Annotated in this window: 10 protein-coding genes; all 10 read left to right on the forward strand. The window is 58.1% G+C overall.

The window, feature by feature from the left end; translation table 11 throughout:
- Nucleotides 1–73 precede the first annotated feature (73 nt).
- Nucleotides 74–4,408, forward strand: coding sequence for a translocation/assembly module TamB domain-containing protein (locus ACO5Z0_RS04695; RefSeq protein ID WP_485649408.1), 4,335 nt, complete (start codon nt 74–76; stop codon nt 4,406–4,408).
- Nucleotides 4,409–4,418: 10 nt separating this feature from the next.
- On the forward strand, nt 4,419–5,045 hold the full coding sequence (locus ACO5Z0_RS04700) for a sigma-70 family RNA polymerase sigma factor (protein ID WP_442672212.1): 627 nt from the start codon (nt 4,419–4,421) through the stop codon (nt 5,043–5,045).
- Nucleotides 5,046–5,059: 14 nt separating this feature from the next.
- Entirely contained in the window at nt 5,060–5,644 is a 585-nt protein-coding gene (locus tag ACO5Z0_RS04705; protein ID WP_485649409.1) for a hypothetical protein, read from the forward strand.
- A 218-nt stretch (nt 5,645–5,862) separates the two neighbouring features.
- Entirely contained in the window at nt 5,863–7,779 is a 1,917-nt protein-coding gene (locus ACO5Z0_RS04710) for a BamA/OMP85 family outer membrane protein (RefSeq protein ID WP_442675933.1), read from the forward strand.
- A complete protein-coding gene (locus ACO5Z0_RS04715; RefSeq protein WP_485649410.1) occupies nt 7,779–9,077 on the forward strand; it encodes a hypothetical protein in 1,299 nt (432 codons plus the stop codon). Before ACO5Z0_RS04710 ends, ACO5Z0_RS04715 begins: the two co-directional genes overlap by 1 nt.
- A gap of 121 nt (nt 9,078–9,198) precedes the next feature.
- Entirely contained in the window at nt 9,199–9,660 is a 462-nt protein-coding gene (locus ACO5Z0_RS04720) for an OmpH/Skp family outer membrane protein (protein ID WP_442672216.1), read from the forward strand.
- 28 nt (nt 9,661–9,688) lie between these two features.
- Nucleotides 9,689–10,834 (forward strand): hypothetical protein, encoded by a 1,146-nt coding sequence (locus tag ACO5Z0_RS04725; protein ID WP_485649411.1) that lies wholly within the window; start codon nt 9,689–9,691, stop codon nt 10,832–10,834.
- Complete coding sequence (locus tag ACO5Z0_RS04730) at nt 10,831–11,274, forward strand: OmpH/Skp family outer membrane protein (protein ID WP_442675930.1); 444 nt, start codon at nt 10,831–10,833, stop codon at nt 11,272–11,274. Before ACO5Z0_RS04725 ends, ACO5Z0_RS04730 begins: the two co-directional genes overlap by 4 nt.
- A 10-nt stretch (nt 11,275–11,284) precedes the next feature.
- Nucleotides 11,285–12,316: a UDP-3-O-(3-hydroxymyristoyl)glucosamine N-acyltransferase gene (gene lpxD / locus ACO5Z0_RS04735; protein WP_485649412.1), complete on the forward strand. Its 1,032-nt coding sequence runs from the start codon at nt 11,285–11,287 to the stop codon at nt 12,314–12,316.
- Complete coding sequence (locus tag ACO5Z0_RS04740) at nt 12,313–13,173, forward strand: lysophospholipid acyltransferase family protein (RefSeq protein ID WP_485649413.1); 861 nt, start codon at nt 12,313–12,315, stop codon at nt 13,171–13,173. Before lpxD ends, ACO5Z0_RS04740 begins: the two co-directional genes overlap by 4 nt.
- Nucleotides 13,174–13,208: the final 35 nt, after the last annotated feature.

The following is a 13,208-nucleotide window of genomic DNA, read 5'->3' on the forward strand; positions in this document are numbered from 1 at the left end:
AAAGCCGCTTTTGAGGTCGTGTATCTGCATATGCCATACAGTCTGACAAATGGAGAATGAGGAGGAAGAGCCGATGAAAAAGGGACGTATCGCTTTTGCGGCAGTCGTCATCGCGCTCTTCTTTTTTGCGCTCTTTTTCGGCATGGCTCTTTACATTACACGCACGGGCGCCTATGCGGAGGATATGGGCAAGACGATTTCTCTGCGTGCATCCGAACTTCTTGGCGTACCTGTCGCCGTCGACGGTGTGCGCATCGAGTCCGCGCATAGAATCTCGCTTGAGGGCATTCGCGTGCAGGACAAAGCGGGAGAAGAGCTTGCCCATGCCGCAGCCGCCGAAGTGGATCTGAGCATCTTCGCTGTCTTTTCTTCCTCGCCCGCCGCCGCCGTATCCCATGTGACGGTCGTGGAGCCTGTATTGTATCTGCGTCAGCGCGAGGACGGCAGCTGGAACGCTGCCGATCTCGTACAGGAGGGAGACACCGCGGGCGATTTTCGCGCTAAGGTCAGCGTGCAGAAGGGCGCAGCAAGCGTTGCCTTTTCCGGCAAGGAGATCGCTTTTGCGGATATCGAGGCGGAATTTGACTTTGCGGAAGCCTCATCCGTCGCCGTCGAGGGGCGGGCGACGAGCAAGGGAGCGCCGCTTGTCGTCGAGGGTGAAGTTTCTTCGAAACGGCAGGAGCTTGAGATCACTGGTGAAAATATCGATGCGATGGACTACCTTGCGTTTTTGCCTGAGGGAACGCTTCCCAGAGAGATCGAGCCGCAGGCGCTTTTCATCGACGAGGCGAAGATGAAGTTCGTGCGCGAAGGCGGCGACGCATCGCTTGCAGGCGACGTGCGTTTTTCGAATGCACAGGCGCTTGTGTACGGCACGAAGGTCGAAGATGGGCGAGGACTGCTTCTTCTGGCAGGCGAGGATGCACGCATCTTTTTGCGTGCGCAGACCGCAGGGCAAGAGGCGTCTCTGCATGGCAAGATCGCATGGCGAGAGGCGGAGCCGAGCTTCAATTTCGTCGTGGAATCCGCTGCGTTCGATCCGTCGGCGGTCTTGGCGCAAAGTCCGTTCGAGGGCAAAGTGCGCGTTCTTGCATCCGTTTACGGTACAGCGCATGACTGGAAAATTGACGGTGCGTGTGAGGCTGCTTCCGGCACGCTTTACGGTCATGCACTGACGGGTGCGAAAGTCAAGGCGCACTTCGAAAACGGGCTTTTGACGGCGAGCGGCGGAGCGAATGCCTTGGGCGGCGCAGTCGCAGGACAGGGGCTGCTCCATGCGGACGACGGCTCGTACAGCGCACATGTTGAGGCAAAGGATCTTGCAGGGGAAGAGATCGCTGCACTGCTATCTGCAGAGGAGATCTCCTTGCAGGGACGCTGCGACGCCGACGTCGTGCTTGAGGGCAAGGGGGCGGATGCAGATGGGCTTCTCGCTTACGGCACTGTCGCCGTCGCGGGGGCGTCGTTTCGCGGCGTCGAGATTGAGCGTGTTTCGACATCCTTCTTCAAGCAAGGGAATCTGCTTCATTTTGACAATCTCAATCTTTCTTTTGCGGCGGGCGGCACGCTGGTCGTTGAGGGTGATGTGAGAGACTTTGACGACCTCGATCTGTGCTTTTATGGCACGGCGCTGCCGCTTGCTCTCGCAGATGCTTTTGTGCCCGAGGCTGCGGCTTCCGGCACGCTCGACATCGCAGGAGCGGTGCGCGGCGCAGCGGCGAATCCTATGGTCGAGGCAAATTTCGAGGGAGCGGCGGGCAGCGCTTTTTGCCAGCCTTTTGATACCTTCCACGGCGCGATTCATGGAAGCGCCGACGGCATTGTGATCGATCACTTCTCTGTGGAACGCGGCGGCAAAGAAACGTGGATCGCCGAAGGCAGCATCGGTCTTACGGGTGCGAAGCATCTCGATGTCCGCATCGATTCGATCGGCGCACGCATGGAGGATGTGGCAGCCTTCGTTGCGCCCGACCAGCCGATCACAGGAAACGTCGACAACACGATTCATTTCACGGGCACGCTCGATAACCCGTCGGCAGTCGGCTACATTCATTTCTATCGCGGCAGCTACAACGGCTATATCCTCTCGGGTATGGACGGCGACTATTATCTGGAAAACGGCGTCGTGCGGCTGCAGGATTTCCATATCTTTTCGCCGCTCGTCGATGTCGACTTGAACGGCGCCGTCACACGGGACGGTGTGCTCGACCTCTACGCCGACGTACACGATGTAAGTCTCGACCGCTTTGGCAGCAAGCTGCCGTATCCGGTCAGCGGTCATGGCACATTTGCCGGGCATATTTCGGGTACTCTTGAGATGCCGCAATTCCTCGGCGTGTTCGATGCCAAGACACTCAAGCTCAACGGGCAGGATATCGAAACCGTGCACGGCGAGGTCGTCTTTGGCGACGATGTGCTGCGCGTGGAAAATACGCATTTTAAGCAAAATGGCGGCAGCTATGCGATGAAGTGCACGGCGAACCTTGAAACGCAGGCGCTCAATGGCGTTTTGCAGGTGGAAAACGGCGATGTGCGCGCTCTCTTCGCTATCGCGAATCTCAAGAACGATATTTTGGAAGGGAGGCTTGACGGTGCGATTCGTCTCGCCGGTACGCTGGAAAATCCGCTCGCGGAGCTGGATGCCGTCGTCCGCGAGGGCAAGGCAAGCGGCTATGAGATACGCGATCTCGTGCTCGACGTCAAGCTTGCTGACCATGTCGTGACGATCCGCGAACTGCACGGCAGACAAGGCGAGGGCGTTTTTGCCGCGCAGGGGCGCATTCCCTTGAACGATGCCGCGATGGATGCACAATTTGCAGCGAACGGCGTTGCCGCCGGCATGGTCGCGAAAGCCGCGGGCGCGACTGCCGATGTGCGCGGCACGCTCGATCTCGCCGTGCAGTTCGGCGGTACGGTTAAAAATCCGAGGGCAAACGCTTCCGTCGAAGTGAAAAACGGCGGTGTGGGCGCATCGACATTTGATGATATGACAGGGCTTTTGAATCTCAAAAACGGCGTCATACATATCGATCAGCTCCTCGTGAAAAAGAAGCTTGGCGATCGCATTTACAGCGCGAACGCCAAGGGAAAGATCCCCGTCAAGAGCCTGACGGCGGCTTCGGATGAGTGGCTCGACGCGCCCGAGCAGATTGATTTGACGCTGTCCCTTGACCGCGCCGATCTCTCGCTGCTGCCGATCCTCTCACCTGCAGTTGATTGGGCTGTCGGCCCGACGAAGGGGAAGGTGCGCGTGACAGGGACGTTGGCGCAGCCCTATTTTGAAGGTGAGATCAGCCTGACGGACGGCGCACTGAAACTCAAGGACGTCGCGATACCTGTGACGGAGATGAAGGCGCGTCTGCGCTTTGTCGGCAGTACGATATCCCTTGAGGACTGCACGGGCAAGATGGGCGCCGGCTCTTATCGCATCACGGGCAGGACGGCGTTCTCCGGTGCGCGGCTGCAAGACTACACGCTCGATTTTACCGCCGATGAACTTGGCGTCGTCAGCAGCTTCTACAACGGGCCTTTGACGGCTGCGTTTCATATCGAAGAGGGCGAGATGGACGGCGAGAAAATGCCAAAACTCACAGGCAAGGTGTTGGTCCACCATGCGACGCTTTCGATTCCGTCCATACCCGACAGTGAGAGTGCGCTGCCCAAGATGCTTCTCGACGTCGGTGTGACGCTCGGCGAGCGCGTGCGGTTTTTCAGTCCGTCGCTCTACGATATGCGTTTGGCAGGAGCCTTCCACTATGGCGGCACGACGCAGCACATTGAGCCGTCGGGCACGATCACCGTCGAGCGCGGCACGATCACTTACAACAAGACACGCTTTACCATTCGCGACGGCGAGGCATATTTCAACCAGATCGGCTCCTTTTTGCCGAGCCTCACGCTTGAGGCGGATGCACACTTCGGCAAAGTGCGTATCTTCCTGCACACGAAAGGACCTATCGGCGCGATGGAGATGCGCCTGACGTCCATGCCCGAGATGAGCGAGACGGAGATCCTGCGTCTTTTGACCTTCCAGACCGCCGATTTGCGGACGGAGCAGGCGTTGACATCGCTTCTGAGCTTCGGGCTTTCGATGACGATTCTCGGCGAGTGGGAAGCGAATGTGCAAAACGCGCTGGGGCTTGATGAGTTCCGCATTGCGGGCGAGGATGTGGCGACGACGGATCAAGCGGGGCTGAAATCCGGCGAGAGGGATCGAAGCCTTGAATACAACTTGGAAGTCGGAAAGTATATCAACGACAAGATTATGCTGCGCTACAAGCAGGGCATAGGCAACAAGGTGCGCGAGTTCGGCGTGCGCTACGATTTCAACGACCGCATGAGTCTCTATTGGAATCGCGACGAAGATGCAAACTCGGTCGTCGGCCTTGAAGCGCGTATCAAATTTTAGGAGGGACGTCATGAAACTCGAAGAGTATTTGAGCGAGTTGGAAAAAGTTGAGATGCTTTCACTCGAAGAAGAACGCCGACTTTGGCAGGCGTTCAAAGAGCGCGGTGAAAGGACGGCGAGACAGCGCCTTATCGAAGCGTACCAGCCGCTCGTATTCAAGACGGCTCTTCCGTGGCGCACGAGCGCGAGCATCATGGACGTCATCCAGGAAGGCACGGTCGGCCTCATCGAAGCGACGGAGAGCTTCGACTGGCAGCGCGGCGTCGCATTCAGTCTCTTCGCCGTCCATCGCATACGCGGCAGGATGCTGAACTTCCTGCAAAGGGAAGGGAAGCGTGACGTCGCCTGCATGGATGCGCCGCGAGCTGACGGCAGAGAGCCGTGGGAACTTCTGCCCGACACGGGGCTTTCCGTCGCCGAGCAGGCGGAATTGGGACTCATGACGAAAGAACTTCATCGGGCGCTCGCGCGGCTGCCGCAGAAAGAGCGTCTCGTCTTAGAGGGCGTTTACTTAAAGAGCGAGGCGGCGGCGAAGCTCGCCGATGTGCTCGACGTGAGTGCGGCGCACATCTACCGCCTGCAAAAGAGCGGCATACGCCGCGTGCGCGGTATGCTCACGCGCTTTATGCGCTTTTGAGAGGGGGAAAGACGATGGCGGAGGAAAGGGAACGGCTCTGTGCGCACATCAAAGCGGCAAAGGATTGGCTCGGGCGTGCGGAATCTTCTCTGGAAAGGGAAAACGACATCAAGGGCGGCTTGAGCCTCATGCTCGCAGAGGCGGAGCTGCAGCGTGCGCGTGAAACGCAAAGGATGAAGCGTCTCGTACAGGTTCTTGCGCCGACGCTCGCTCTCTTTTTCGCTCTGGGCGGCGTCTTCCTTTATCGTGCGTTGGATTCGCCGGCGCCGTCTGTGGAGCAAAGTTACGCCGAAAGCGCACCGAAAAAAGATCATACGTCCGCAGCGCAGGCGGCGCAGGCATCGCCTGCTGCATCAGCCGCGGATGCTCCGCATGGGGCGGCGTCGGCTTCTTCTGCGCTGTCGGAGCAGCCTGTCGTCACTTCTGCTCCGGCAAAGGAAGCAAAGACGTCGGCTGACGTGCAGCCGGCGCATCCTATACAGGATGCGCCGCAAGTGGAGCCGGAGCAGGCGAAAGTTGCAGCCGCGGACATTGTGTCTCCGCCTGCACACGATCTGCAGAAGCTCATGCTTTCTGCGGGTCGGATCCTCAGAGAATGATTGCTCTTATAATTCGATAAAACTCGCCGATAGGTCTTTGCGTCCCTCTTGACCTTAACGGCATTCATGGTAAACTATACGTACAAACGTCCACTTTGTGGACATTGTACGTCGCCCTTACCAGAAAGCAGCCAATCAGTCTGCACCCTTCGGGTTTGACTTCTTGGGCTTTCATGGTAGAATAAAGAACATACCGAAGATCATGGGAGGTTGGAAACTTGGATATGAAAAGAACGCGAATCCTTGCTGGAGCCGCAGCGTTTGCTGTGGGGGCTGCCGGCTTTTCCGCAGACGTTTCTGCGGCTGTTGCCGTCGTGGGTACGATGCAGAACGATCAGGAGATGAAGAATGCTGCCGCTGATGCGGCGGAGATTCATCGGGTGGAAACGCAGTCTGCGGACGAGAATGCCGCTGCCGCCAAGGCGATGCCAAAGGATGCGCGTGTTGAGGCTTGGGAGGCTGTGCGCCCCGACGAGCGCAAGGTTGAGGAAGATGCGAAGATCGCTGACGGCAAGACCATCGTTGACATCGTCGTCGATGGTGCGGGCGCTGACACGATGGCGACGGCGCGTGCGGCTCTCGTGCAGCGCGTCGGCGATGCCTATGATGCGCAGAAAGCGCAAAATGACCGTTCCGCCATCTTCGACACAGGCTATTTCTACGATCTCTACCCATCGTGGCAGTACGTTCCCGAGGGCGTCGTCCTCACCTATCATGTCTTGGAAAATCCCGTGCTGAAATCGGTGAAAATCGAGGGCAACACGGTGGAGACGACAGAAGATCTCGAAAAGCTCATCACGCTCAAGACAGGGCAGGTGATGAACAGCCGCGAGCTGCAGAAGAATGTTTCCGCCATGCAGGAAAAGTACAGGGCGGACGGTTTCATTCTCGCCAAGATCGAGGATATGAACATCGACGCTTCGGGAGAGCTTACGCTCAAAGTCAACGAAGGAAAGCTTGAGGGTTTTGCCGTCAAGGGCAATACAAAGACGAAGGATCGCGTCATCCTTCGGGAGATGCGCCTTAAGATCGGCGAGCCTTTCGACGTGAAGAAAGCGCGTCGGAGTATGCAGCGCATCTACAATTTGGGATTCTTCGAAGATGTGAATATGAAGCTCAATCCGGGCGAAGCGCCGGGTTCTGTCATCTTAGAAGCGGATGTCGTCGAAAAGCGCACGGGCAACTTCGGCATAGGCGCGGGTTACAGCTCTTCAGACGGCTTCGTCGGTATGCTCAACGTCGGCGATACGAACTTTCGTGGCATGGGCGATGCGGTGAGCCTGCTCTATGAGATGAGCGGCGACGATACGGATGCGCACGGCTTCGTCTTCTCCTATCGCCGTCCTTGGCTGGACAGCAAGGAGACGACGGGATCGCTTCGCATTTACAACCGTACATACGAGTACGACGACTACGATACCGAGGGCAACCTGCAGGAAGAGTACATGAGGAAGTACTCGGGCGCTGAGATCACGCTCGGTCGTCCGGTCAACGAGTATTCGACGAACTTCATCACACTGCGCAACCGCACGGACACCTATGTGCATCATAAGAGCGGCGCCAACCGCAGCACGCCGCGCTGGAAGGCGTGGCGCGATGCGAACTTCGGTACGACGCGCAGCATTACACTGCAGCGTGTGACCGATACGCGCGACAATATCTACAACCCGACATCGGGCGGGCGCATGAGCCTTGAAGCGGAGTTTGCAGGTTTTGGCGGCGACTTCAACTATCAGAAGTTCACGGCAGAGGACAAGCGCTTCTTCAAGGTCGGCAGGGCGCAGACCATTGCTTTGCGCGGTCAGCTCGGCTATGCGCGCGGCTCGATTTCCGAGTCGAACCTCTATAAGCTCGGCGGACAGGATTCTTTGCGCGGCTACCGCGACGATCAGTTCCGAGGTACGCACCTCTTCCTCGCGACGGCTGAGTATCGCTTCCCGATCGTGAACAAGGTGCAGGGCGCAGTCTTTACCGACTGGGGAAATGCGTGGAGCGGCGAGCGTTTGCCCAATACGATCAAGGGTAGCATCGGCGTCGGTCTGCAGCTTGAGACGCCGGTCGGTCCGATTCGTCTCGATTACGGCCGCGGCTCGGACGGCGGGCGTGTGCATTTCAGCGTCGGCGGCTCCTTCTGATGCTTTTGCGAAGGGGCGGGGTGCGGAAGTTTCTCGCGCTGTTCGCCCTCATATTCTGTTGGGGAGGAAGCGTCGCTTTCGCTTCGGGCACGATCACAGCGGTTCAATCGGAAGTTACGGCAGATGCAGGCTCCTTGCCGCCCGCTGTCAAGGTGCGCATGGAAAAGAGCGTCTCTGCCATCGCTTCACAGCTGATCGAAGGAAAGCCGCTCGCTTCTTATGAAAGACGCAGGGCAGCGGATGAAGCGACGATCCGTGAAGTGTTCGACAAGGTGCTCGTCGGCTACTCCGTCACGGCTGTCTCCATTGAAGCGGGCGAAGAGGCGCACGTTAAGATCGCGCTCATGCCGTGGGCGGATCGCGTCACGGACGTCGAGGTGGAAATCGTCGTTGAGGGGGTTTCGCCTGCTGTCGAAGCGATGGCAAGAGTCGACCTCGCAGGCGTCGATGTCGTCTTTCGCCGGAGCTTGGAAGGGCTTCCGTCAGCCGCTGTCGATTGGACGAACGGCGTCTTGAAGGAGAGTCTGAACGCCTATATGACGGAGCATTTGCCCGAATTCCGCGCCGACTTTGACGTCGAGACGGCAGAGAAGTCGCACGTTGTTTTGACCGTCTATCCGAAGATGCCCGTCGTGCGTACGGTCGATCTCGCCATGCGCTCGGACACGATTCCGAACTTCACGCTGCTCGAAAAACGCAGCATACTGCAGGCAAAAGCCAACGAGATGCTCGGCGTTCCCGTCGCCTTTGCGGCGCGTCACGAGAAGCAGTTTGCGCACGCTATGGAAGCGGCACTCGATACATCGAGAGAATTTCGCGCACTCGGCTTAAAGACGCACACGACGATCGCTGCGGGCGAGCAGACCTCGATCATGAGCCGCAGTGATACCACGCGATATCGTCTGCGGCTGGAAGGCTGGGGCGATGTCGGCAGGGGTTCGGCTGACAGTTCTGCGGTATGCTTTCGCGGACATGCGGGGGCGATGCTCTCTCGTGACGATGAAGTGTTCCTGCAGGCAGATGTGTTGCCGCAGGATTTCGCATGGAGTTGGGAGTTCGGTTATGAGCGGCGCATTGCGGGGCGTTTTTTTGCGCGCCTGCGTTACGACATGCGCAGGCACGCATGGACGACGGGGCTGCGCGCCGAACCTTTGCCGCGCGTAGCTCTGCGCTACGAGTATCGTCGCGGCGATTCGACGGGTGAGGCAGGACTTAGCTATCGGCTGCACGACTTTCTTCGCGTAGAGCTTGTGAAAGACTCTTCGCAGCAGTGGCTGCGGTTGATTGGCGATTTTTAAGAGCTTTCGCGTTCATTGGACTTGAATCCATAAAAAGAGTTTGCTATAATGTTTATCGTTGGGTAATAGAAGAAGGATTGTCTGGCAATCTTCTTCCAAAGAGAAAAGGAGACTAAAAGAAATGGTGAAACTTCAGAAGACACAGGTAAAGATTTTCTGCGTGGCTCTCGCGCTCGTGTTCATCGGCTCTGTCGTAGCTCTCGGGCTTTCGCAGCTCGGTACGAGCACTGCGTCGGCGGCATCGTCGTCTGTCGGCGTCGTTGACTACCGCAAGGCTATGGCAAGTCATCCGGACTACGCTTCGGCATCGAACGAGATGCAGAAAGCGATGCAGGAAGCGCAGATGCGCTTTGAGGCTGATACGGCGAACAAGAGCGATGAGGAGAAAGCAAAGGCGATGCAGCAGGCGCAGATGGAGCTGCAGCAGAAGGAACAGGATCTCCTCGCGGGCATTCAGAAGAAGGTTGACGCCGCTGTCAAGCAGGTCGCCGAAGCGAAGGGACTTTCCGTCGTTCTTGACAAAAACGCTGTTGTCTATGGCGGACAGGATATCACGGACGACGTCGTGAAGAAGTTCAAATAAGAGATACGGATATTGAGCGCGCGAGCGCATGAGGTACCGGGCGGGCTTCCTGCCCGGTACTTTTGAATCTCAGGGCTTTTCGGGGGTGGAAGAGGTGACGCAGGAAAAAGGAGAGGTGCGCAGCGCGGGTTTTTGGCTCAAGCATAGGAACACGCTTTGCGGTGTCTTTGTCGTCGCGCTCATCCTGCTTCTCGGCAGCGCTGGTTTTTTCTTTCGCGCGTCTTTGCAGCCGCCGCCGTCGCCTCCGGCGCCGCAGGAGCCGGGCGGCATCGGCGTCGTTGATCTTGCGCGTGCGGAGAAGGTGCATGAGGTATACGCGCAAATCGCTGCGCTTGACGCAGAGCGAGCCGTGATTGCCGCTGATATTGCACGTCTCAGCGCCGATCGCCGCGCATGGAAGCCGCCTGCACTCTCGGACGAGCCGTTTCAGCTTGCGGCAGAGCAAAAGGAACTGCAGCAGGCGCGGCTTGCAGCGGAAGGGCGTGCACGCGAGCGCCGCAAAGCGCTTGCTGCATGGGAAGAAGAAACGAAAGAGGCGTTCCTCGCCGAAAAAAAGATGATTGAGGACGCCTATCAAAATCGCATAGTGAATATCGAGATGAAGATCGACAACCGCGAAGCTATGCTTCTATCGGCCGACGATGTAAAAACGCTCCTGCAGGAGCTTGAAACCCTGCGCAATGAACGCGGCACACGCATAGAGGCGCTTTTTGCCGCACGCGATGAAAAGAGGCGGCAATATCTTGCCGCGCTTATCGCGCGAGACGAAGCGCTCGGGAAAAGCAGTGCGGCGCAGGAAGAAGCCGTACGCCAAAAAGCGGAAGCCGATAAACGCAACAGCGAAGCGCTTCGGCAGGCGATGCAGGGCATTGAGAGCGACGAGCTTCTGAACCGCAAAAAAGCAGCTCTCGCGGCGAAAGACGAGGAGATTCGCATCCTGCGCGAGCATATTCGCAAGGATATTGAGAGCAAGACGGCGAAGCTCGCAATCGTCCATCGGCTCGCTTTTGTCGTCGTAAAAGAAACGGACGAAGCCGTGGGCGTGCGGCGTGAGGAAGATGCTGCGACGATGCTGCGCTTCCCCGTTCATGTGTCCGATGCAGTAGACTTGACGGACGAAGTTATCGCCGAGCTTGCATCGGGAACAATTTTAGAAAGAAGTGGAAAATCATGAAGCAGAAAAAGAAACGTGCGGCACTTCTCAGCGTCGCTTTTGCCGCCATGATGCTTGCCGCAGGCTGTGGCTCCGCCGAGATCGGCTACGTTGACCCGACGCGCGTCGAGAAGGAAGCGCCGGCGATCATGAGCATCGACGCAGAGATGAAGACGAAGATGGAAGAAGTGCAGAAGCAGGCGGAAGATGATTTCAAGGCGAAGCAGGCGCAGAATGTATCGCCGGATGAACTGCAGAAGATGCAGCAGCAGGTGATGGGGCAGATGCAGCAAACAGCCAATATCTACAACCAGCAGAAAACGATCAAGATGCAGACCGCCATCGGTGAGATCGCACGTACGAAGAAGATTGACGCCGTCGTTTACAATGTGGAAGAGCAAAAGCTCGTCCATCTCGGCGGCACGGACATCACCGATGATGTGATCAAGGCGCTTCAGTGAGGATTGGACAATGAAAAAGACATTGGGGGAGATCGCCCGTTTCTTGGGCGGGCGGCTTGCAGGAGATGAGAGCATCGCTGTCACGGGCGCGACGAACATCGAAGCGGCAGGCGCATCGGACATCACCTTTGCTGCGCCGCCCCATATAGAAGAAGCGAAAGCATCGAAGGCGGCGGCTGTCATCCTGCCCGAAGGCGTGCAGGACTTTCCTCTGCCTGCCGTCCATGTAAAGGAGCCTCGCGCCGCGTTCGCGAAGCTTCTGGAGATCTTCACGCCGCCTTTGCTTCTGCCCGATGGCGTCAGTCCGCAAGCGTTTGTGGCAAAGACTGCTGCGATTGCGGCGGGCGCGCGCATCCTGCCGTTCGCCGTCGTCGATGCACACGCAAAGGTCGGTGCGGACGCCGTACTCTATCCGCATGTTTACGTCGGACAGTATGCTGAGGTCGGTGCGGGAAGCGTACTCCATGCGGGCGTGACGGTGCGTGAGCGATGCCGCATCGGCAGGCGATGCATGCTTCATGCCAATGCAGTCGTAGGCTCCGACGGTTTCGGTTTCACAACGGCGAGCGGCGTGCACACGAAAGTGCCGCAGGTCGGCAACGTCGTCTTAGAGGATGACGTCGAAGTCGGCGCACACGTCGGCATTGACCGCGCTACGACAGGATCGACCGTCATCGGACATGGCACGAAGATCGACAACCTCGTACATATCGGACACAACTGTAAGATCGGTCCGAACAATCTCATCGTTGCGCAGACGGGCATCTCCGGTTCGACGACGACGGGACCGAACGTGACCTTCGGCGGGCAGGTCGGCACGGTCGGACACATCCATATCGGCGGCAACTCTGTCTACGCCGCTCGCTCAGGCATCATCGGCGATATGCCGGACGGTGTTTTTTGTGCGGGATTCCCCGTGCAGAGCCACCAGGAGTGGCTGCGTATGCAGGCGGCGATGAAACGCCTGCCTGAAATGGTCAAGAAAATCAAGCGATTGGAAAAAGCGCTGGCACAGGCGAACGAGAAGGAAACGAAAGAATGACGTACTACCTCGTGCGCTTTTTGAGCCGCCTCGTCTGCCTTTTGCCTGGACGCTTCTGCGACGCTTTGGGACGAATGCTGGCGCTCTGCCTCTGGCCTTTTTTGCCTGCAAAGAGGAAGAAGCTGGCACGGGAGCAGGTCGCCATGTGCCTTGGTACGGATGCAAAAGAGTCCGAGCGCATCGCGAAGGAGAGCGCCGTGCGCTTCGGTCCCATGCTCTTTGAGGTGCTGCGCTTTCCTGTCATCGTGCGCCGCATGGCGGATTATGTCGAGATCGAGGGCGCGGAGCACCTGCGTACAATGCTCGAAAAGGGCAAGGGCGCTGTCATCGCGACGGCGCACACGGGCAACTGGGAACTTATGGGCGGCGCGCTGTCGCAGGCAGGTTTTCCGATCATCGGCGTCGCCATGCGCCAGCATGACGCGGCGATGGATCGCTTCATCAACGAGTACCGCTGTCTCGTTGGGATGCACATCACTTACAAAGACGACGTGCGCGAGATGTTCCGCATGATGAAGAAAGGCTGGATCGTTGGACTTCTTGCCGACCAAGATACGAATCGGCGCGACGGCGTCGTGCTCGACTTCTTTGGGCAGCCGACGAACTGTGTGCCGGGTCCTGCCTCGATGGCGCGTTCGGCAGGCATCGGCGTCATCCCCGGCTATATTACGCGCAAGAAGGACGGTACGCACAAGATCATCCTCCATGCACCCATCGACGTGCCGCGCACGAAGGACAAGCGCACCGACATCCGCACCGCTGGGCAGGCAGTCAACCGCATTCTTGAGCAGCATATCCGTGAGCATCCCGAAGAATGGTTTTGGCTGCACGACCGCTGGAAGTCCATGCACGAATAGTTGTGCGCGGCGGCTGCTTGCATGAAAATGGAAAA

The organism is Selenomonas sp. (assembly GCF_057272215.1).